The organism is Pseudonocardia nematodicida (genome assembly GCF_040105385.1).
Classification (GTDB): Bacteria; Actinomycetota; Actinomycetes; order Mycobacteriales; family Pseudonocardiaceae; genus Pseudonocardia; species Pseudonocardia nematodicida.
Map to the genome: position 1 here is coordinate 226,577 of NZ_JBEDNQ010000002.1, position 21,500 is coordinate 248,076.

19 protein-coding genes are annotated in these 21,500 nt (G+C 73.3%); 4 read left to right on the top strand and 15 right to left on the bottom strand.

The annotated features are described in order from the left end of the window. Positions 1–28: 28 nt before the first annotated feature. Positions 29–718, top strand: coding sequence for a TetR family transcriptional regulator (locus tag WIS52_RS05390; RefSeq protein WP_349296990.1), 690 nt, complete (start codon positions 29–31; stop codon positions 716–718). Between the two features lie 18 nt (positions 719–736). Here the strand turns inward: WIS52_RS05390 and WIS52_RS05395 are convergent, their stop codons facing one another. From WIS52_RS05395 to WIS52_RS05430, 8 genes are all read right to left on the bottom strand, one after another. Further along, positions 737–1,915 (bottom strand): thiolase C-terminal domain-containing protein, encoded by a 1,179-nt coding sequence (locus WIS52_RS05395; RefSeq protein WP_349296991.1) that lies wholly within the window; start codon positions 1,913–1,915, stop codon positions 737–739. 14 nt (positions 1,916–1,929) lie between these two features. After that, complete coding sequence (locus tag WIS52_RS05400; protein WP_349296992.1) at positions 1,930–2,673, bottom strand: Zn-ribbon domain-containing OB-fold protein; 744 nt, start codon at positions 2,671–2,673, stop codon at positions 1,930–1,932. A gap of 23 nt (positions 2,674–2,696) precedes the next feature. Beyond that, entirely contained in the window at positions 2,697–3,680 is a 984-nt protein-coding gene (locus tag WIS52_RS05405; protein ID WP_349296993.1) for a GNAT family protein, read from the bottom strand. Next, a complete protein-coding gene (locus tag WIS52_RS05410) occupies positions 3,677–4,876 on the bottom strand; it encodes an aromatic ring-hydroxylating oxygenase subunit alpha (RefSeq protein ID WP_349296994.1) in 1,200 nt (399 codons plus the stop codon). Before WIS52_RS05410 ends, WIS52_RS05405 begins: the two co-directional genes overlap by 4 nt. 109 nt (positions 4,877–4,985) lie before the next feature. Beyond that, a complete protein-coding gene (locus tag WIS52_RS05415) occupies positions 4,986–5,954 on the bottom strand; it encodes a PDR/VanB family oxidoreductase (protein ID WP_459077131.1) in 969 nt (322 codons plus the stop codon). A gap of 56 nt (positions 5,955–6,010) precedes the next feature. After that, positions 6,011–6,217, bottom strand: coding sequence for a ferredoxin (locus WIS52_RS05420; protein WP_349296995.1), 207 nt, complete (start codon positions 6,215–6,217; stop codon positions 6,011–6,013). Positions 6,218–6,295: 78 nt separating this feature from the next. Continuing rightward, positions 6,296–7,552: a cytochrome P450 gene (locus WIS52_RS05425; RefSeq protein ID WP_349296996.1), complete on the bottom strand. Its 1,257-nt coding sequence runs from the start codon at positions 7,550–7,552 to the stop codon at positions 6,296–6,298. Positions 7,553–7,652: 100 nt separating this feature from the next. Beyond that, on the bottom strand, positions 7,653–10,055 hold the full coding sequence (locus tag WIS52_RS05430) for a CaiB/BaiF CoA transferase family protein (RefSeq protein WP_349296997.1): 2,403 nt from the start codon (positions 10,053–10,055) through the stop codon (positions 7,653–7,655). A 296-nt stretch (positions 10,056–10,351) separates the two neighbouring features. Here WIS52_RS05430 and WIS52_RS05435 point away from each other — a divergent pair, with 296 nt between their 5' ends. Continuing rightward, positions 10,352–10,954 carry a TetR/AcrR family transcriptional regulator gene (locus WIS52_RS05435; RefSeq protein WP_349296998.1) on the top strand — a complete coding sequence of 201 codons (603 nt, stop codon included), beginning with the start codon at positions 10,352–10,354 and terminating at the stop codon, positions 10,952–10,954. 27 nt (positions 10,955–10,981) lie between these two features. On the opposite strand, the gene WIS52_RS05440 is transcribed toward WIS52_RS05435, so the two are convergent. The 5 genes from WIS52_RS05440 to WIS52_RS05460 are packed head-to-tail and all read right to left on the bottom strand — an operon-like array spanning position 10,982 to position 15,512. Continuing rightward, complete coding sequence (locus tag WIS52_RS05440; protein ID WP_349296999.1) at positions 10,982–11,581, bottom strand: TetR/AcrR family transcriptional regulator; 600 nt, start codon at positions 11,579–11,581, stop codon at positions 10,982–10,984. A gap of 48 nt (positions 11,582–11,629) precedes the next feature. Continuing rightward, the gene (locus WIS52_RS05445; protein WP_349297000.1) at positions 11,630–12,046 is read right to left on the bottom strand and encodes a Zn-ribbon domain-containing OB-fold protein; all 417 of its coding nucleotides are present in this window, start codon (positions 12,044–12,046) and stop codon (positions 11,630–11,632) included. Continuing rightward, entirely contained in the window at positions 12,043–13,233 is a 1,191-nt protein-coding gene (locus WIS52_RS05450; RefSeq protein ID WP_349297001.1) for a thiolase family protein, read from the bottom strand. Before WIS52_RS05450 ends, WIS52_RS05445 begins: the two co-directional genes overlap by 4 nt. Then, a complete protein-coding gene (locus WIS52_RS05455) occupies positions 13,234–14,052 on the bottom strand; it encodes a crotonase/enoyl-CoA hydratase family protein (protein ID WP_349297002.1) in 819 nt (272 codons plus the stop codon). Then, positions 14,049–15,512, bottom strand: a complete 1,464-nt coding sequence (locus WIS52_RS05460; protein WP_349297003.1) for an aldehyde dehydrogenase — start codon at positions 15,510–15,512, stop codon at positions 14,049–14,051. The genes WIS52_RS05455 and WIS52_RS05460 overlap by 4 nt, the downstream gene beginning before the upstream one ends. Before the next feature lie 231 nt (positions 15,513–15,743). Between WIS52_RS05460 and WIS52_RS05465 the strand changes: the two genes are divergently transcribed. Next, positions 15,744–16,640 carry an enoyl-CoA hydratase-related protein gene (locus WIS52_RS05465; protein ID WP_349297367.1) on the top strand — a complete coding sequence of 299 codons (897 nt, stop codon included), beginning with the start codon at positions 15,744–15,746 and terminating at the stop codon, positions 16,638–16,640. Then, positions 16,637–17,563 carry an alpha/beta fold hydrolase gene (locus WIS52_RS05470; RefSeq protein WP_349297004.1) on the top strand — a complete coding sequence of 309 codons (927 nt, stop codon included), beginning with the start codon at positions 16,637–16,639 and terminating at the stop codon, positions 17,561–17,563. Before WIS52_RS05465 ends, WIS52_RS05470 begins: the two co-directional genes overlap by 4 nt. Before the next feature lie 18 nt (positions 17,564–17,581). On the opposite strand, the gene WIS52_RS05475 is transcribed toward WIS52_RS05470, so the two are convergent. Both WIS52_RS05475 and WIS52_RS05480 read right to left on the bottom strand, forming a co-directional pair. Continuing rightward, positions 17,582–19,210: a 4Fe-4S binding protein gene (locus WIS52_RS05475; RefSeq protein WP_349297005.1), complete on the bottom strand. Its 1,629-nt coding sequence runs from the start codon at positions 19,208–19,210 to the stop codon at positions 17,582–17,584. Further along, complete coding sequence (locus tag WIS52_RS05480; protein WP_349297006.1) at positions 19,207–21,477, bottom strand: molybdopterin-dependent oxidoreductase; 2,271 nt, start codon at positions 21,475–21,477, stop codon at positions 19,207–19,209. The genes WIS52_RS05475 and WIS52_RS05480 overlap by 4 nt, the downstream gene beginning before the upstream one ends. Positions 21,478–21,500: the final 23 nt, after the last annotated feature.

The following is a 21,500-nucleotide window of genomic DNA, read 5'->3' on the forward strand; positions in this document are numbered from 1 at the left end:
GTCACGGGCGGGCGGCGATAATGAGTGGATGCCCCGCCCGGCCAGCCCGCTCATCCGGTACGACGCGGTGATCGCGACCTCGCTGCACATCATCGACACCGAAGGTCTCGACGCGTTCAGTCTGCCGCGACTGGCCCGCGCCCTGAACGTGCGTGCGCCCTCGCTCTATCACCATTTCGCGGACAAGGCCGACATCCTGCGAGGGGTCGCCCGTGCGGTCGTGGCCGAGACCCCCATGCCGGACAGCGCCGGCGTACCGAACTGGATCGAATGGTTCGTCGCGCTGAGCCTGAACTTCCGGGTCGCGGTCCTGCGCCACCGCAACGCCGCACCCCTGCTGTTGCAGTTCATGCCCCGCGACATCCTGATCCGGACCTACGAACAGAGCGCCCGCTTCCTGGCCGAGGTCGGCGTACCGCGCGAGCGGCGGGTGCTGGTGCTCGACGGTCTGGACAAACTGGCGCTCAGCGCCGCGATCACCGAGGCGTCCCGCGAGCCCGGCGAGAGCCGGGAACTCTTCGGTACCGCCGACCCCGCGACCGAGCCGACACTGGCAGACGCGGTCGCGTGCAACCACCGGTCGCCCGAGGAGATCTTCGCGGACACCGTCCGCAGCTTCCTGCGCGGAGCCGTCCCCGAGGTCCCGGACGATGTACCGGCCCCACGGCAGACCCCCGGACAGACCGTCGCCGACCTGTCCTCGCCCGCGGCGTCCTGACCCGGGCGCCCAGCGGAGTCAGACCGTCGCCTCCGAGCCGAACAGGGTGGCGCTGACCAGCGGGGCCATCGGGCCCCCGAGCAGCAGCGAGACATCGGCCCCCGGTACCGGGTTCGGCGAGGTCCCGCGGATCTGGCGGACGGCCTCCACGATCAGCCCGAAGCCGTGGACGAACCCCTCCGCGATGTTGCCGCCCGCGGTGTTGAGCGGGAGTGCGCCGTGTGGCGCGATGAGGTTCTCCAGCTGCATCACGCGGCCCGCCTCGGCGCCGGGCGGGACGAGACCGACGTCGATCAGCGACGCGACGGCGGGCCCGGAGAAGTTCTCGTACACCTGCGTGACGTCGACCTCGCCCGGCTCGACCCCCGCCCCCTCCCAGAGGCGAGCGACCAGCGCAGGGTGGAAACCGGCGCTGGAGTACGGGTTCTCGTTCTCCACCGACTCGGTCCACGCAGGACCCGACCCCTGCACACCGGACAGCACGTAAGCCGGCTTCTGTCGCAGCCCGCGGGCCCGGTCCGCACTGGTCACGATCACCGCACCCGCGGCGTCGTTCTCCCGCGAGCAGTCGTAGAGCCGCAGCGGCTCGGAGATGATCCGGGAGTCCGCGTAGACCTCGGCGGACAGCGGCCTGCCGTAGGCGACGGCATCGGGGTTGTTCTGGGCGTGGTGGTAGGCCGCCGCGACCAGCGCGGCCAGCGCCTCCCGCGGCACCCCGTCGACCTCGAGCAGGCGCTGGGTCCGCAGGGCGCAGATCTGCGCGGGGGCGAACACGCCGTGCGCACCGTAGAGCGGACCGATGTGCCCCTTGCTGTAGCTCTGGCGGCCCGCGTCGGCCTCGGAGAGGCCACGGTAGACACAGACGGTCTCGGCCTGTCCCGAGGCGATGGCCGCGGCGGCCGTGTTCACCGCAGCCGCGACCCCGCCGCCACCGCCGCCCCAGACCATGCTGGACCAGCGGATCTCCTTCACGCCCAGTGCGGCACCGACGGCGAGGCCCTCGTTGTCGTCGTTCGCGTACGACACGAAGCCGTCGATGTCGTGGGCGTCGACGCCGGCGTCGTCGGCCGCGTCGAGGATCGCGCGCAGGGCCAGCTTCAGCGCACTGGAGGTGGCGGTACCGCGCTTGAGGAAAGGGGTGTTCGCCGCGCCGACCACGGCGGCGGCGGCGCGGAAGGTCCGGTCTGATGTGCTCATCGTGCTCCGTTCGATCAGGACAGGCGCCAGCGCAGCAGCGGGTAGGCCGCCGCGTCCGCGGAGTGGTCGAACTCCGCCGTGACGTGCTGCCCGATCCGGACGTCGGCGCCGTCGCCGTCCAGCAGGACACCGACGACCCGGCGGTTGCCCGCGGCGGGCAGCTCGACGGCGACGACGACGTAGGGCAGGTGCCCGGTCGCCGAGGGATGGAACGGCTGCCAGGTCCGCGTCCAGGCGTAGACGGTCCCGGTGGGGTCCACCGACGGCCACTCGAGCTCGTCGTGGTGGCAGGACGGGCAGATCGGGCGCGGCGACCAGATCCACTCCCCGCAGGCCGGGCAGTGCTGGATCCGCAGCTCCCGCTGGGCCAGCCCCGCCCAGTGCGGAGTGTCCAGGCCGTCCGCGGACGGCTCGGCGAACGGTGTGACCGGGGGGGTGTCCGGCACGTTGCGGACCTGGGTCACCCGCCACGTGCCGTCCATCGCGATCCACCGTGAGCGGAACACGGCCTGAGCGCCGCCGGCGCCGGTGTAGCGGATGTGCGCGGTGTAGAGCGAGTCCGGGCCGGGCTCGATCGACAGCAGCTCCGCCGCGTGCAGTCCGTCGGGCGGGCGGGCGGATCCCAGCAGCTGACCGATCCGGTCCTTCCGGAAGTCGGCCAGGACGGTCTCGTTGTCCAGGGCCGCGACGGCCCGGCCGTGGCGGTCGACGACCTCGGCCAGGTCGTCGGGGACGTCGGGGAACCGTGTCTCGGTCATCTCGGTCTCCGGATCACAGGTGCTCACCGGATCGCCGGCAACGGCGCGGTGGTCCGGTTCTGGACGGTGTACATGACGTCGGTCTGGTCGTGGACGAACCCGAGCGTGCGGGCCTCGTGGACCAGTGGCCGGTCCTGCGAGTCGATGGTCACAGCGCCGACCCGCACCCCCTGGTCACGCAGCTGCTCCAAGCCGGCCACCAGCAGAGAGCGCACCAGCGGGTCGGCGTCGCGGGTCCGATCCGGCTCGCGGGTCACCACCGCCACCAGACGGCCGGCAGTGCCGTACTCGGTCGGCTCGCCGGAGTGCGGGTCGACCCAGACGGCGCCGTCGGGGCGGGTTCCCGGGCCGCTGACCAGCAGCACGGCGCGCTCGGGCGGCGCGTGGCGGAGCCCGCTCGCGGCCCACAGCTGGGCCGCCGCGGCCACCTCGGCAGCCCCGTCGGCCGGACGCACCCGGGGGTGTGCGGGCTCGGCACCGGGATCGATCTCGCGGTCGATCCGCAACGGGGCCAGCATCTGCCACTGGCGCAGCGTCGTGCGGATGCCGTAGCGCCGGAACCGCAGTGCCATCCGCAGCGCGGCCGGGTGGTTGGCCCGCGCCCAGATCCGCAGCCGGGACACTCCGGTGCCCTGCCAGCCGTCCGGCGAGCCGAGCTCGAGCCCCATCTTCTCGACCAGCAGCGTGGTGATGCCGCGGGAGCGGAAGTCCGGCCGGATCACGTGCGAGACCTCGGCGGTGCCGGGCTCGTCGTCGTGCACCGGCTCCACCCGCAGGTACCCGGCCAGGCTCGGTACCAGCGGGGCGTGCAGCCCGGACCGTTCGTCGGGCAGCAGCCAGACCAGCAGGTGGGCGGTGCCCGGCTCGACCGGGTCGTCCGGCGACAGCTGCGGGAAGCCGGCCTCGGCGTCGACTCCCGCAGCCTCGGCCAGCATCTCGCGCAGCTCGGATGCGATCTCCGGCGCGAGACCCGGGCCGCCGGGTCGATACCACTCGAAGTCGATCACGAGACCAGCTTCCGGAGCTCCCGGTGGAAGATCTGGTTGATGACCTCGTTGCGGCCCAGCAGCATCCCGCCGGCGTCGGCGCTGGCCATCCCGGCCTGGGAGCTGCGCAGCAGGGGGAAGTCCTCCTGGTGCAGCACCGCGAGCAGGATCTTCCAGTTCTTGTCCCAGATCCGGTTCCAGCGCTCCTCGTCCATGCCCGAGTCCTCGAGCGTCGGCACGACCAGCCGCATCTCCATCCGGCAGCGGGCGGGGTCGGTCGGGTGCGGCCGGAAGGTCAGCAGCTCGAAGTGGTCGGGCTGGCGCAGCAAGGTGCTGTTGGGCAGCAGGAAGTGCGTCTCGGTGATGTACGGCGAGAGGTCCTCGTCCGGGGCAGGCGGCTCCTCGAGGTACTTGTCGATCGTCTTGCGCGGCGCGACGAACCGCGCGTGCCGGCCGAAGTCCTCGACGGCCATCACGTTGGTGTGGATGTGCTTCGCCGCGGTGTTCGGGTGCGCGTACTGGATGTGGTAGCCGTCGAGGAAGGCATCCTGCATGATCTTCCAGTTGACCGGCTCGTCGAATCCCTCCGACCGGGCCGCGACCAGCCGGTCCATCCCGTAACCCGCGAGGATGCCGTCCATCTCGGTGCCGAGCCAGCCGGCGACGTCGATCTCCGCGTCAGCGTCGTCGACCATCCAGACGAACCCGTGGCGCTCCTGAGCGGGCAGCTCCACCAGGCCGTAACGGGTGCGGTCGATCTCGCCGAAGGTGTTGTCGCGGGTGATCGCTCGCAGCGAGCCGTCGGTGTCGTAGGACCACCGGTGGTAGCCGCAGGAGAACAGCCGGCAGCGACCCTTCTCCTGCTCCTCGAGCAGCGCACCCCGGTGCCGGCAGAGGTTGACGAACGCCTTCACCGAGTGGTCCCGCTGCCGCACGATGATCACGTTGTTGCGTGGCATGCGCATCGTGATGAAGTCGTTCGGCTTCGGGATCTCGCTGCCGTGGCACACGATCGAGGGCACCGCGCCGAACACCGCGTCGCGCTCGCGCCGAGCGATCGCCGGATCGGTGTACTCCTGCGCCGTGAACGTCGAGACGGCGTCGACCGAATCGGTGCTGTCGTTGCGGATGTGGTCCAGGGTTCGCCGGATCCTGTCGTTGCGGTCGGCCAGCACGTCCGTCCGGTGCGTGCTCGCCGCGGTCTGATCGGTGGCCACTGCCGCCTCCTTCGCCCGCGACCGTTGTCGTCGCGTCCGGGGTGTGATCCCACTATTCTACAGCCATAAGGTTTATCGCGGGAGTACCGGCCCCGAGCGCCGGGACCGTTCAGCGATCGAGGACGAGCCGGCCGGACAGGCAGCGCGAGACACACGGGAACATGACGTCGTTCGCGGCCCGCTCGTCCGGGGTGAGGAGCGAGTCCCGGTGTTCGGGGACCCCCTCGAGCACCTCGGACTCGCAGGTGCCACAGGTGCCCTCCCGGCACGAGGTCTCCATCTCGACCCCGGCTGCCGCCGCGGCGTCGACGATGCTCACCCCGGGCGGCACGCTCACCGTGACCCCGGACCCGGCGAACTCGACCTCGAAGACCCCGTCCGCGGCCGGCTCGGACGCCTCCTTGGGCGAGAACCGCTCCAGGTGCAGGGCGCCTCCCGGCCAGGACGTACAGCGCTGTTCGACCGCTGCGAGCAGTGCCTCCGGCCCACAGCAATAGACGAGGACGTCCTGACTCGGGGCGCTGAGCAGCCCGTCGAGGTCGAGCAGGCCGCGCTCGTCCTGCGGTGCGATATCGATCTTGTCGCCGTACCGCTCCACGAGGTCGTCGACGAAGGCCATCGAGCCTCGGGACCGGCCGCCGTAGACCAGGCGCCAGTCGGCACCGCTCTTCTCGGCGGCGGCGACCATGGGAAGGATCGGTGTGATGCCGATGCCTCCCGCGACGAACAGGTAGCGCCGGGAGTCGGCGAGCGCGAAATTGTTACGCGGGCCGCGCACACTCACCCCGGATCCGGTCCGCAGGACGTCGTGTACATGTGCCGAGCCGCCCCGGCCGGACGGCGCACGCAACACCGCGACCTGGTAGACCTCGCGGTCGGCCGGATCCCCGCACAACGAGTACTGCCGGACCAGCTCGTCGCCCAACCGCAGGTCCAGGTGCGCTCCGGGCGCCCACTCCGGCAGCGGCCCGGCCCCCACCGGGCGCAGGGTGAGGCGCACGACGCCGTCCGCGACCGGCTCCCGGCCGGCCACCACCATGTCGATGTCGTGCACGAGTGTCCCGTCGGACCTGGCCACCTCGTTCGATCCTTTCCTGTTCCCGCCGCCGACCGTGCGGCCGGCGACCCTGCCGCTCACGCCGGTGACGGCTCCACCAGTGCAAGCGCCCGCTCCGGGCACATCGCGACCACCCGGCGCGCCGTACCGGCCAGGTCCGCCGGTACCGGCTCGGTGACGATGACGGGGTCCCCCTGCTCGTCGGAGTCGACGAGCTCCGGTGCGGAGCCGTAGCAGAGCCCGTGTCCGGCGCAGATGGCCCGGTCGACCGTCAGCCGCTGCATCACGTCCCGTCCCCCGTCACGACCCGTTCTCCGTCGGCACGCAGCGCCCGGTCCCGGTAGGCACGTGGTCCACCGGCCTCATGCCGCGCCGACCGGGGTGAACCGCAGTCCCAGCCGGGCGAACCCGCGGACCTGGCTCGGCAGCACCACCGGCGGGTCGTCGGGGTCGAGCCGGTAGTCGGGGATCCGCCCGTGGATCTCCTCGGCCGCGATCCGCAGCATCAGGCGGGCGAGGTGCGAACCGATGCAGCGGTGCGGCCCGGAACCGAAGGTCAGATGCCGGTTGGGCGAGCGCCCGACGTCCAGCGCCTGCGGCTGGTCGAACTCGTCCCCGTCCCGGTTCGCCGCGCACAACAGCAGCAGCAGCTGATCGCCGGCCCGCACGGTGACGTCGCCGATCACGGCGTCGACCGTCGCTCGCCGGCCCATCGCGACCGCGGCCTCGTAGCGCAGGATCTCCTCGACCGCAGCCGGAACGGCGCCCGGATCGGCCACGATCTTGTCCCGTTCCGCCGTGTTCTGCGACAGGTGCAGCATCATCCACGCGAGCGAGCCCTGAGTCGTGTGCAACCCCGCGATGAGCAGCAGGAAGAACATCCGGGCGAGCTCGTCGTCGGTGAGCGGGCGCTGCTCCCCGTCGGTGTCGGCGACCTGCGCCGCCAGGATCGCGTCCGTGATGTCGTCACCGCCGGCGCGGCCGGTCGTCGACGCGGCACGTCGTTCGGCGATGACACGCAGGAAGTAGCCGAACATCTCCTGGGCGGCGGCGGTGCGCGATGCGACCGCCTGTTCGGGGTCGTCGCCGGGGCGGCCGTTCAGTGCGACCTCGGTGGCTTCGGTGAACAGGACCGCATCCCGCAGGGGCCATCCCATCAGCGCGAGGAACACCCGGGTCGGCAGCTCGTGGGCGAACCGGCCCACGAACTCCACCCGGCCGTCGGCCTGGAAGGACGTGATCAGCTCGACGGCGATCTCCCGGATCCGGGGCTCCAGCGCCTTCATGCGACTCGGGTTGAACAGCGGTTGCAGCGCCTGCCGGTAGGAGGTGTGCTCCGGCGGGTCGAGCTCGATGGGGAGGAATTTGCCCTGTCCGGCGTCGACGAGGTTGTTGGGATGACTGGAGAAGGTGTGCGGATCCCGCAGGATCGCGTGGACCTGAGCGTAGGAGGTGACCAGCCAGTGCCCTCCGTGCGCGGTCGACCACACCAGCGGCCCGCGCTCGGCGAGCTCGGCCGTGCGCTCCTGCATCCGGTCGACCGGCATGGTGACGGTGGGGTCGTAGATGTCGAAGTCGCTGACGAGGTCGGGGGCGAGATCACTGGGCGTGGTGGTCATCCGGGGCTCCGTTCGGGTCGACACTGACACGAAGTAACAGATAACTCGAATCGTCTCATAGTAATGCGGCCCGGACGACTCTCCACCGCAAGCCTCGCCGTCACCGTTCTGCGGGCACCCGGTCGGGCACCTGGAGCACGCCGGCGGTCACCAGGTCGTCGATCGCCGGTCCGGAGAGCCCCAGCAGCTCGGCACAGATGCGGCGGGTGTGCTCTCCGGGCATCGGGGCCGGGCGGAGCTGCGGGTCGGGCACGGACGAGAACCGGGCGATCCGGGCGTTCGTCGGCACCGGGGCGCTCAGCTGCGGATGCTCGAGGGTCCGGAAGGCCCCACGGGCGACGAGCTGGGGATCGGTCAGCTCGTCGGGGAGTCTGAGCATCGCGGCCGCGGGCACCCCGGCGGCCTGCAGGATCCCGGTGACCTCGCCAGGGGTGCGGGTCGCGGTCCACTCCGCCAGTGCCGCCTCGATCTCGGCCCGTCGCTCGCGGCGGCCCGGCGTGGCGTCCAGGGACGGGTCCTCGGGCAGGCCGGTCGCCGCGACCAGCCTGCGCCACTGATCGTCGGTGCGGACCGACACCACACACCACTGGTCCTGCCCGGCACAGCGGAACACTCCCGCAGGCGCCCGGTCCCGGCGTGTGTTCCCCTCGGCCGTCACCTCGCCCGGCCGCAGCGACGCCCTGGCCAGCGTCGGACCGAGGGCGACCAGTGCCGCGTCGGCCTGCGCGGAGTCGATCGCGGCACCCCGCCCCGTCCGTGCCCGGCCGATCACCGCGGCCAGCACTGCGACCGCGGTGGCATGCCCGGCGACGTGATCGGGGTAGACGGTCGACCCGTCGCAGAACGCCGCCGGATCGCCGGGGTCGGCGGCCGGGTCGCGCCAGAGATGGGAGATCCCGCAGGAGGCCCGCACGAGCGGGCCGTACCCCATCCGGCGACGCCACGGACCGCGGGAGCCGAACGCGCTGCTGTCCGAGACGATGATCCGAGGGTTCACCGCGGCCAGTTCGGCGTGCGAGAAGCCGAGCGAGGCCAGCGTGCCCGGCTTGAAGTTCGCCAGCACGATGTCGGAGGCGGCCGCCATCTCGCGGAACAGCTGCGCGCCCTCGCTGCTGCGCAGGTCGAGCCCGAGGCCACGCTTGTTGCGCTGCGCCCAGGCGAACGACGGGTTCATCCCGCCGCCCCTACGCGTCTGGCGCAGACCGTCCGGGTAGGCGTTGTTCTCCACCTTGACCACGTCGGCGCCCTGGTCGGCGAACAGTCGCCCCAGTTCGGCGCCGAAGACGATGATCCCCAGGTCGAGCACCCGCAGGCCGGCCAGCGGGCCCGCACCGGCTCCGAGCTCGGGCAGGCCGAGATCCTGAGCCGGTGCCGCACCGAACCCGGTTCCGCGGCCGCCGGGCGCGGGAGCGGGTGTCCGCAGCCCCGCCCGGACCCCGTCCACCGTCACGTACCCGGATGGGACCCGCGCTCGCAGCCCCTCCCCCAGCTCGGCCTCGACCAGGGAGCCGGTCTCGCGGAAGTGCTCGGCCGCGAGCACCTCGTCCGGGCTCAGCATGCCCCCCAGCGGGATGCCCCGCGCCGCGCCCTCGGCGACCAGCTCGTCGCGGGTTCGGCCCGCGAACAGCGCCGCGATCAGTGGGTGCAGCCGGTCGGCCGCGGCGAACCGTGCCGGGATCGCGTCGAAGCGCGGGTCGGCGAACTCGGCCGGCTCGCCGAGCCACGCGAACATCGCCCGCCACTGCCGGGTCGCGAGCAGGCAGAGCCGGACGTGGCCGTCCGCGCACGGGAAGACCGGGTAGAAGGCGGCGGCGTCGGGCCGGTCGGTGGGAAAGGTCTCGGCCCGGCCCGCGGCCGCGCTGCCCTGCGCACCGAACGCCGGATCCACACCGTGCACCACGGACTCGAACGCGGACACGTCGACGTGCTCGCCGACCCCGGTGCGCAGCCGCTTGACGTAGGCGACCAATGCCGCCCAGGCGGCGTGCACCCCGACGATCTGGCCGACGATGCCGGCCGGCGGCAGCAGCGGCACACCTCCGGGCTGGCCCGAGCGGCACAGCACCCCGCCGGTCGCCGCCAGGACGTCCTCGTCGGCGACCCGGTCCCGATAGGGCCCGGTCCGGCCGAAATCGGTGATGGAGACGACCACCAGCTGCGGATGGGCCGCGCCGAACCGCTCCGGGGTGAGACCGAGCGATTCGGCCCGGGCGTGCGTGAACGACTCGAGCAGGATGTCGGCCTCGCCGGCCAGGGCCAGGAGGGCGTCCGCACCGTCCGCGGTGTCCAGGTCGAGCTCGGCCCCCCGCTTGTTCGCGTTGCGCAGCGCGAACCCGATCCGGTCCGACCGGCTCTCCGACCCCCCCGGCGGCTCGATCCGCAGCACGTCGGCGCCCAGATCGGCGAGGTACCGGGCGCAGCTCTCGGCGTCGCCCTCGGTCAGGTCGATGATGCGCAGTCCCGACAGGGGGAGTTCGTCGTGCCGGATACCCGTTCCACTCACGCAGTGCGCCCCTTCGGTCGTCGCCGCCGCGGCGCGGCTCGGCCACCGTCATATCTAAAGAACATAGGTTGCTACCGGGAGCCTACCCGGGTCCAGCGGGTTGGCGACATCGAACACTTTGTGTTGTACGTATCACCACGCAGAATGGGTTCGAGGTACCGCCCGGCGGGTCCGACACCGGGGTCCGTGTCCCCGGGCCGTGCCCCTCGACCCGTGTACGGTGCGCCACGAACGGAAGTCGAGGTGCCATGTCGAACAACGCCGATGGCGGTGGGCGCCGGGTCTCCCGGAGCCGCGTGTCGGATCCCGCGACCGCGATCCTGCTCGCCGCCGAGTCGTGCTACCTGCGCCTCGGCGTCGCCAAGACCACGATGGACGACATCGCGCGGGAGGCGGGCGTCTCCCGGCCGACGGTGTACCGGCACTACGCCAACCGTGACGACCTCGTTCTCGGCGTGCTGCTCTCGCGCGCCCGCGGTGTGCTGGAACGGGCACGCCGGTTCATCGACACCCGGGGGCTGATCGACGACAAACTCGTCGACGGGCTGATCTTCCGGGTGGACGCCGGAAGCCGCGATCCGATGCTGGCACAGCTGGTGGACCCGGAGTTCCTGGAGGGAATGGCGGGCCATCCCGAGGCCTCACGATTGCCCGCGGCGCTGGCCGTGGAGCTGTGGGAGCCGGTGGTGCGGGCGGCGCAGGCGACCGGCGACGTGCGTGCGGACCTCGACGTGACCGGCTTCTGCCTCTGGCTGACCTTCATCGAACTGGTGGTGCTCAGCCGGATCAACCGTCCGGGGAGCACCGACGAGGAGCGGCGCGCGCTCGTCCGCGCCTACGTCGTCCCGGCCCTGCACCGGTCGGGGGTGCGGGGCGGCAGCGCGATCGCCGCGGGCTGATCCGTTCCTACCGCCCGGTGGGCCGGGTCACGCCACCAGCGCCGGCAGCAGGAACTCCCCCACCAGGTCACGCACCCCCGGCCCGTCCGGGTCGAGCAGGTCTTGCCGGCCGATGAGCATCAACTCGAGGTCGGCCATCAGCCCGCAGAGCTCCCGTGGGTCGAGGTCCGGCTGCATCTCGCCCGCCTGCTGGGCCGCAACGAGCACGGGCTCCCACACCTCCAGGGACAGCTGCTCGGCGACCCTGCCCGCGGTGAGGATTCCGCTGGTGGCCGAGAGGTTGTCCGGCCGGAGCAGGGTGCGCAGGATCGGGTCCCGCTGACCGCCCCGGACCAGGAACGTCAGCCCGTCGACGATCTTGGAGGGAAAGTCGGACCGTCCTGCGATGTACTCACGGGCCCGCCCTGCGAAGGCCCGCGCGCGCAAGGTCACCACCTCGACGACCAGCGCGTCGCGATCGCTGAAGTAGCGGTAGACGGTCGGCCGCGAGACGCCCGCCCGGCGGGCTACATCGTCCATCGTGGTCCGGCGCACGCCGTAGTCGAGGAAGCACTCCTCCGCCGCCCCGACCAGTCGCCGGCGCGCCTCCTCCGGCCCTCCGGCGAACGGACCCCGCCCCCGTCCCACGGCTGCTCCCCCGCTCGTCGACCCCGCAGATGGTACCGCCCGGTCGCCTCAGGCCCGGGCCACCGGTGCGAACACCGGGAGGGTCTCACCCGGGTCGTCGGGCCCGCCCGACGAGACGAAGCGGATCTCCACCGCCTCCCCCACGTGCAGCGAGTCGGTGTCGCCGACCAGCCGGACGATCAGCCACGGTCCCTCGGCAAGCTCGACGACCGCACTCACGTAGGGCACGGCGTCGGCGAGCGCGGGCACCGGCGCCCGGTGCACCACCGCCCAGCTCACGAGGGTCCCCTCGCCGGACGCCGAGACGTCGACGAGGTCGGACGACCCGTCGACCGGATCCGTCCGGGCCTCGGGGGGCAGTACCGTGCCGGACGAGCCGCGGCGCACGAGCAGCTCCCCGCGCGCGGCCGCCTCGAAGAACGCGGCGCTCGAGGCGTCCCGCTCGACCTTCGGGAACGCGGTCATGGACGACTCCCTCCCCGGTGCGGGCTGAGCACGAGCGTGGAGTGGTGCTCGAGGATCCCGCCGTTGCCACTGACCAGCACCATGTCGTGCCGGGGCGCCTGACGGGCCCCACCGGCACCCCGGGCCTGCACGACGGCCTCGGAGAGCGGGGTGAACCCCCACATGTAGTACGACGACAGCTGGCCGCCGCCGGTGTTGCAGGCGAGCGCGCCGCCGGGGGCCAGCCGACCGTCGGCGACGAACGCGCCCCCCTCGCCCTTCGCGCAGAACCCGTAGTCCTCCAGCGTCACCAGGACGGTGTAGGTGTAGCAGTCGTAGATCTCGGCGACGTCGACGTCACCGATCCCGATCCCGGCCATCGCCATCGCCTGCGGACCGGACCGTGCGGCGGGAGTGACCAGCCCCCAGTCCGATCCGGCGTGCATCCGGCGTGGCGCGTGCGCCTGGCCGTAGCCGCGGACGTGGACCGCCGGCTGCGCCAGCCCGGCCGCGCGCTCGGCCGAGGTGACCACGACGGCCACCGCGCCGTTGCTCACCAGGCAACAGTCGAGCAGGTGCAGCGGTTCGGCGATCCACCGCGAGGCCTGGTGATCGGCGACGGTGATCGGATCGCGCAGCTGGGCCAGCGGATTGCCCGCGGCCCAGGCCCGCTGCGCGACGGCGATCTGCGCCAGTTGCTCGGAGGTGGTGCCGTAGCGCTCCATGTGCCGGCGGGCGCACAGCGCGTAGAGGATGTTCGGGTTGATCGCCCCCGAGGCCAGCGACCAGCCGGCGAGGCCACGTGCGGGCCCACTTCGTCCGCCGCTGCTCCTGCCGGGGCTGCCGTAGCTCGCTCCGGAGGACTCCTTCGGCCGCAGCGGGCTGTCGGCGAACACACAGACCACGGTGGTGGCCGCCCCGGCCGCGACGGCCTGCGCCGCCTGCGCGACCATCACCCCGGCCGTCGCGCCGAAAGCATTGACCTGGTTCAGCAGCGACAGGTCGTGCATACCCAGCACTGCCGCGAGGCCCACCCCCACGTCCTGCCGGATGCCGGAGCTCACCAGCAGCCCGTCCACGTCGGTGAGGGTCAGGCCGGCGTCGGCCACGGCGGTGCGCACGGCCTCGGCGGCCAGCGACGTGGACGACCGGCCGTAGACCTTGCCCATCTCGGTCAGACCCAGCCCGGCGATCGCGGCACCAGTCATCTAGCGCCCCTCCCATCGGGGGGCCCGCTTCTCGGCGAAGGCGGTCGGCCCTTCGCGGGCGTCCCGGCTGGCGAACACGATCGCCATCGCCTCGTCGCTGAGCGCCCAGGCCGGGTCCTCCCAGTCCGACCCCTCGTCCCGGGACCGGTGCACGACCCGTTTGCTGTGCTGCACCGACAGCGGGGCGTTGCGTGCGATCACGTCCGCGACGCCGAGGGCCACCTCCAGTGCGGTCCCCGCGGCCGCGATCCGGTTGACCAGGCCGAGCTCGTAGGCCCGGGCCGCGTCGATCGGCTCGCCGGTCAGCACCGCCTCCAGCGCCACCTTCTGTGGGATCTGCCGGGACAACCGGATCAGCCCACCGGCACCGGCCACCAGCCCGCGGGTGACCTCCGGCAACCCGAGCGAGGCGGTCTCGTCGATCACTGCGAGGTCACAGGACAGCACGATCTCGGTGCCACCGCCGAGGGCGAACCCGTTCACGGCGGCGATGGTCGGCTTGCCGATCCACTGCCGGACGAGTCCGGCGAAGCCCCGTTCGGGGTGGTCCCGATCATCGATCCGGTGGCCGCGGGCGACCTCCTTGAGGTCGGCGCCGGCGCAGAACCCCCGGCCGGCGCCGGTGATCACCACCACCCGAACCTCGTCGTCGGCCGCGGCCGCTGCCAGGGCGTCACCCGCCGCGGCCGCCAGCGCCGCGTTCACCGCGTTCATCGCGCGCGGCCGGTTCAGCGTGATCACGCCGACGTGGCCACGACGCTCCCAGCGGGCGGGAGCGTCCTGGTCGCCGGCGTCCTGAGGAGTCTCGGTGCTGGTCATCGGCTCTCCGGGGGCAGGTAGACGGATTTGAGGGCGACGTAGGCCGCGAGCCCCTCGGGGCCGAGCTCGCGGCCGAGGCCGCTGGCCTTGACGCCGCCGAACGGGCCGAGCACGTCGAGGGCGTAGTGGTTGACCCCGACCGTGCCGGACCGGATACGGTCGGCGATCGCCGCGCCGCGTCCGGGGTCGGTGGTCCAGACCGTGCCGCCCAGCCCGTACTCGGAATCGTTGGCGATACGCACCGCGTCGTCCTCGTCGTCGTAGGGCAGCACGCACAGCACCGGGCCGAATATCTCCTCACGGGCGAGCAGGCTGTCGTTGTCGACTCCGGCGACGACGGTCGGCTCGACGAACCAGCCCCGGTCCCGTCCGGCCGGCACGCCGCCGCCGGTGGTGAGCCGGGCCCCCGCCGCCCGCCCGGCCCCCACCAGGCCCAGCACCCGGTCCCGCTGGGCGGCACTGACCAGGGGCCCGATCCGGGTGGCCTTGTCCAGCGGGTCACCGACCGGCAGCGCACGCACGGTGTCGGTGACCGCGTCGACGATCTCGTCGTAGCGTCCGCGCGGCGCGAGGATGCGGGTGCAGGCGTGGCAGGTCTGGCCGTTGTTGGCCAGCGATACCTCGGGCAGCGCGGCGAGGAAGGCGTTCAGGTCGGCGTCCTCGGCGAGGAGCGCGGCCGACTTGCCGCCGAGTTCCAGGGTCACCGGGCGCAGCAGCCGCCCGCACGTCTCCCCGATGGCACGGCCCGCGGCCGTGGAACCGGTGAAGGCGACCTTGTCGACGACGGGGTGCGCGACGAGGTGCGCGCCGGCCTCCCGGCCACCGGGGAGGATGTTCAGCACCCCGGCGGGTAGTCCGGCCTCCGCTGCGGCGTCGGCCCAGGCGTAGGCGTCGAGGGCGGTCTCCGGTGCCGGCTTGAGCACCACGGTGCAGCCGGCGGCCAGCGCCGGAGCGATCTTCATCGCGGCCAGCGCCTGCGGGTAGTTCCACGGCGTGACGGCCGCGACGACCCCAACCGGCCCGCGGCGCACGCTGACCCGGGCGAGCATCCCCGAGCGCAGGTCCTCGTCGTCGAGACCCTCGGCGAGCCCGGCGTAGTAGTCGAGCATGAGCGGGGGCGCGAACCCGTTGGCCCCGATCGAGAGGGACCGGGGCATCCCGTTCTCCCTGCTGACGAGCGCCGCGGTCTCCCGGGCCCTGCTCGTCAGCACCGCGGCCAGGCGGCGCATGACGGCCGCGCGTTCGGCGCCGGTCATGCGGCCCCACGGCCCGTCCAGGGCGGTCCGTGCGGCCGCCACCGCGGAGTCGACGTCAGGAGTCGAGGCCAGCGCGGCCCTGCCAAGGACCGCGCCGGTGGCGGCCTCCAGGACTTCTGTGCTCTCGGTGGTGGCGGGCGCATGCCACCGCCCGTCGACGAAGAAGGCATCCCGATCGGCGGTCCCGGTGTCGTGATCGGTCACGTGCCGCTTCCCCTCCGCGCCCGGGGGCGCTGCTTCGCGTTCGGCGCACGGACGCTAACCGGATACGATGTGACAAGCAACGTCATACGTCTCACGCAGCCCGGTCGCGGCCCGCTCGATCGACCGCCGACGCTCACGTGATAATCAACCTACAGTCATACGGTTTACCGGGTGGCCATCCGGCACCCGGCCGAGTCCGCCCCGATCGGGGCCAAGAGCCGGAGGAAGGTCATGACCTCCACCGACGCGCCACCCCACCCGCAGATCCGCTACGAGGTCACCGGAGCCACCGCGGTGATCACGCTGGACCGGCCCGACCGGCTCAACGCCTTCACCCCGACGATGGCCGACGAACTGGTCGCCGCCCTCGACACCGTCGACGCCGACGACGACGTCCGGGCCGTGGTGCTGACCGGTGCCGGGCGCGGCTTCTGCGCCGGGGCCGACCTCGACCGCGGCACCGAGACCTTCGCCGGCGAGCCGGCGGGCGGCCCCGGCGCCCACGGCACCGTCGATGGCGTGGCCCGCGACCTGGGCGGGGTCGTCGCCCTACGGATCGCGGCGTCCCACAAGCCGGTCATCAGCGCGATCAACGGACCGGCGGTCGGCGTCGGAGCCACCATGACACTCCCGTCGGACGTGCGGATCGCCGCCGACACGGCGCGCTTCGGCTTCGTGTTCGCCCGGCGCGGACTCGTGCCGGAGGCCGCGTCGACCTGGTTCCTGCCCCGGATCGTCGGGATCTCACGCGCGATGGAGTGGGTCGCCACCGGACGGGTCTTCGGCGCCGAGGAGGCGCTGGCCGGCGGGCTCGTCTCCCGCGTGGTGCCACCCGCCGAGCTCCTGCCCACCGCGCTCACGCTCGCCGGCGAGATCGCCGAACACACCTCGGCAGCCTCGGTCGCGCTGTCGCGCCGGCTGTTGTGGGCCATGCTCGGCGCAGCGGACCCGTGGGAGGCCCACCGGCTCGAGACGCTCGCCATCGACGAGCTGGGCCGCGGCGGCGACGTCGCCGAAGGTGTGTCGGCCTTCCTGGAGAAGCGACCCGCCCGCTTCCCCGACCGGATCGCCGACCGGATGCACCTGGTCCCACAGTGGCCGTCGGTGGAGACGGAGGACGCCCGATGAGCGGCACGACCGACGTCCGGAACGAGCCGGGCGATACGGTGATCCGTGTTCAGGGCGACGGCGTCGTCCTCGTCGGCGACCTGCGCGAACCGGCCGGTCCGGACCGGCACGGCGCCGCGGTGCTGCTGCACGGCGGTGGACAGACCCGGCACTCCTGGCGGCACACCGCTCACCGGCTGTCCGAAGCGGGGTGGGCCGTGCTGTCGCTGGACCTGCGCGGGCACGGGGACAGCAGCTGGGCGCCCGACGGGGACTATCTGCTCGACGCGCACGTCGGGGACCTGCGAGCCGCGGTCGACGTCCTCGGCGAGCCCCCGGTGCTGATCGGCGCCTCGCTGGGCGGGATGACCTCGCTGCTGGCCCTCGGCGCGGACCCGGATCTGGCGCGTGGACTGGTGCTGGTCGACGTGACGCCGCGGACCGAACGGGCCGGCACCGCCGCGGTGACCCGGTTCATGCGGGCCGGGCGGGACGGGTTCGCGTCGCTGGACGCGGTGGCCGACGCCGTCGCGGCCTACAACCCGCACCGCCCCCGGCCCCGTGACACCGGTGGGCTGCGCAAGAACCTGCGCCACCGGTCCGGCCGCTGGTTCTGGCACTGGGACCCGCGGATGGTCGAGGAACCGCAGACCGCGCCGGAGACCCTGGACGCCAACGAGCACCGGGCTCGCGCAGCCGCGCGCAGCCTCCGGGTCCCGACCATGCTGGTGCGCGGTGCGGGGTCCGACGTGGTCAGCCCGGCCGGGGCGCGCGAGCTGCTCGACCTGGTGCCCTCGGCGTGGTACGTCGAGGTGGAGGGCACCGGGCACATGGTCGCCGGGGACGACAACGACGTGTTCACCGGCAGCTTGCTCGAGTTCATGCGGCACATCGCGGACGGGACCGGGGCCGATCGTCCGGCCGGGCCCTCGCGGCCGGGGTGACAGCGGTAGCGCGCCCGATCACCCGTCGCCGGCACCGGCTCCCGCGGCGGCGATCAGGCCGTCGATGGTGACGATCTTGCGGCGGGGCGCCCCGGCGGGACGCCCGCCGAGCCGCTCGGCCCGGTCGATCGCCCGCCAGCCCTCGAGACCGACCCGCTCCGGCCGGCGGGCGCGCAGCAGCCGGTCGAGATCGTCGGCCGCGGACGGTGCGGGCTCGGTCAGCCGGCCCGCGGCGTGGTCGGCGAGCAGCGACCCGACGGTCTCGCCCGCGCACGTCCGGTTCGTGCCGATCACCCCGGACGGTCCGCGCTTGATCCAGCCCGTCACGTAGTGGCCGGGCACCACCCGGCCACCGGGCCCGGTCAGCACCCGGCCCGCCTCGTGCGGGACGGCGGCGCGCGCGTGGTCGAAGGGCAGGCCCGCGACCGGGGTGCCGCGGTAGCCGACCGCACGCAGCACGAGTCCGCACTCCACGTCCTCGACTCCGCCGTCCGGGGTGCCGAACCGCACCGCCCGCACCGCGTCTCCGCCGAGGATCTCACGAGGGGCGCGCCCGAACCGCAGCACGATCCGGCGACGCGCGGGGTCCGGGACACGCCCGGCGAACCCGGCGACGATCCCGGAGCGAGCACCGTCGGCGAACCCCGTCGTCGGCCCCGACACCGCCTCGCCGCCGGGGACGAGCACCTGCACACCGCGGACCCGGTCCAGCCCGAGCAGCTCCGGGGTGCTGAACGCCGCCCGTGCCGGGTCCCGTCGTCCCACCACGTGCACCTCGCGGATGCGGCTCCGCCGCAGGGTCTGCAGCGCGGGCAGCGCGAGGTCGGTGGTGGCGAGGTCCGCGGGGTCGGAGACGAGGATGCGGGCCACGTCCAGCGCGACGTTGCCGTTCCCGATCACCACGGCCCGTTCGGTGTCCAACGCGAAGTCCCGGCCGTCCAGGTCGGGGTGGCCGTTGTACCAGGCGACCAGGTCGCGGGCCGGGTGGCTGCCGGGCAGGTCCTCGCCCGGGATGCCCAGGCGCCGCTCCCCCGCGGCACCGACCGCGTGTACCACCGCGTCGTGGCCGTCGAGCAGCTCGGCGGCGGACACGTGCGCCCCGACCTCGACGTTCAGGTGCAACCGGACCTGCGGACGACGCAGCAGGCGCTCCATCCCGTCGCCGAAACCCTTGGTCGCACCGTGGTCGGGCGCGACCCCGTACCGGACCAGACCGCCGGGGACCGGGAGCCGGTCGAGCAGCGACACCTGAACGTCACCGGCCGTGCGCTCGAGCAGCTCCTGCACCGCGTAGAAGCCCGACGGCCCCGTCCCGACGACGGCGACCCGCAGGCCGCCCCGTGTGCGAGGCGCCGACCGCACCGGGCGACGGTCGGGCCCGGGGGCCACGGGCGCCTGCGCGAACCACGACTGCGCCAGCGCCAGGCCGGTCCGGCCCTCGTCGTCGAGTCCGCGGTCGGTGACGATCGCGCCGACCGGGCAGACGTCCGCGCACGCCCCGCAGTCGATGCAGGTGGAGGGGTCGATGTAGAGGGTCTCGGCCGAGCCGAAGCCGGGGTCGCCGGGGCGGGGCCGGATGCAGTCGACCGGGCACACCTCGACGCACGCGGCGTCGTTGCAGCAGGACCGGGTGATCACGTGGGTCATCGGCGGGCCTCCTCGGCGACGGTGGTCCCGGCGGGACGCACGGTGACGGGCACACCGTTGAAGACCGGCGTCCCGGTGAGCGGTTCGAGGCTCCGGTCGTCGACGAGCAGGTTGACGTTCGCTCCGGGGGCGGCGGTCGCCCGTGACATCCGCAGACCGTCGCCGGTGTGACCCCACCCGTGCGGCAGGCTGACCACCCCCGGCCGGATGTCCGAGCTCACCCGCAGCTCGACGACGACCTCGCCGGGCCCGGCCTCCACCCGGACCAGCTCGCCGGGCACGAGGCCGAGCCGGTCGGCGTCGTCCGGGTGCATCATCAGTCCACCGGCACCGTCGTCGCGGTAGGGCAGGGCGTTGTGCAGCCACGAGTTCATCCCACGGTGCTGACGGCGGTTGATGAGCCGCAGGCCGGTGTCCGGGGCCGCCCGGGTGCTCGCCCACAGCCGCGGCACATCACCGGTCAGCAGGCCGGGGGCGACGTCGATACGGCGGTCCGGGGTGCGCAGCACGTCCGGCAGTCGCGGCTCGAGTGGTCCGAGGTCGACGCCGTCCGGTGCCGCCTCGAGCGTCGCGAGCGTGAGGCCGCCGGGTTCGGCACCGAACCGGTCGCCGAACGGCCCGCTGCGCACCCGCAGATCGACCAGTCTCTCCGGGCCGCGGCGGGGCGACACCGCCGCGAGCACCTCGTCCTGCCCGAGACCGCACAGCCGCGCGGCCCGCCTGGCCGCTTGGTCCGCCACCTCGTCGTCCATCGCCGCCACCGGCAACTCGGGGACACCGCGCACGATCGCGGCGATCCGCAGCACCTGGTGCCACTCGGGCAGCTCACCGGGCGCCGGGGTCAGCACCGGCGGGCTGTAGCGCGCCACGTTGCGGAGCTGGAAGTGGTTCAGCGTCAGGTCCATGTGACCGTGCGCGAACATGCCCGGGGCCGGGAGGACGACGTCGGCGTGCCGGGTGGTCTCGTTCAGGTAGCCGTCGAGGCAGAGCAGGAATCCGACCTCGCGCAGGGCGCGTTCCACGGACGCGCTGCCGGGCACACTGCGCGCGGGATTCCCGGCGATCGTGATCAGCGCCCGGACCTGCCCGGGCCCGGGGGTGAGGATCTCCTCGGCCAGGCAGGCGACGGACAGCTCACCGAGCGTCTCGGGGATGCCGCGGACGCGGGACCGCCAGCGGTCGAACTGTGGTCGCGCGGGGCCGCCGGGCCAGGTCGTCGGCCCGCCGGCCGGGGGCGTGGCGAACATGGCCCCGCCCGGCACGTCGAGCCGGCCGGTGGCGATGTTGAGGACCTCGACCAGCCAGTTGGCCAGCGACCCGTACTCCTGCGTGCAGGTACCGATCCGGGAGTGCGCGACGGCCGCCCGCGCCGCGGCGAAGGTGCTCGCGAGGTCCCGGATCGCCGCCGCGCCGACACCGCACACCGGGGCGACCCGCTCGGGGGTGAAGGGACGGGCGAGTGCGAGGACCTCGTCGAGCCCGTCGACCAGCGGCCCGGCCGGGCCGGGGTCGACCAGACCTTCGGCGTCGATCACCGACAGCAGTGCCATCAGCAGGTGCGCATCCGTGCCGGGCCGGATCGCCAGGTGCCGGTCGGCGATCTCGGCGGTGCGGGTGCGCGCGGGGTCGACCACGGTGAGGGTCCCGCCACGCGCACGGAGGTCGTCGAGCCGCCGGGCGAAACCGGGGGCGCACACCGTGCTGCCGTTGGACACGACCGGGTTGCTCCCCAGCAGCAGCAGGTGGTCGGTGCGGTCGATGTCGGGCAGGGACATCCCGAGACCGGTGCCGTAGAGCAGCACCGTCACCAGGTTCTTCGGCCAGGTGTCCATGCTCGCCGGCGAGAACAGGTTGCGGGAACCGATCGCGCCGAGCAGCGCAGGCAGGTACAGGGTGTGGTCCAGATGATGGGCCGCGGGGTTGCCGGTGTAGACCGCGACCGACTGCGGATCGGCCGCCACCAGCGGTGGGAGCCGGCGTCCGATCTCGGCGAAGGCCTCGTCCCAGCTCGCCTCCTCCAGCCGGCCGTCCCGCCGGACCAGCGGGACGGTCAGCCGATCGGGATCGCCGTCGACCCGGGCGAGCCCGAGGCCCTTCGCACAGGCGTGCCCGCGGCTGAACACGTCATCGGGGTTCGGACGGACCGAGCGGGCGACCCGTCCGTCGAACTCCACGAGCAGGCCGCAGGTCGCCTCGCAGAGCGGGCAGATCCGGTGGTGGGAGCCGGTGCGGGCCACCGGCAGCACCGCCGGTTCGACATGAGACATAGTCTGTCCAGTGTATCGCCGTA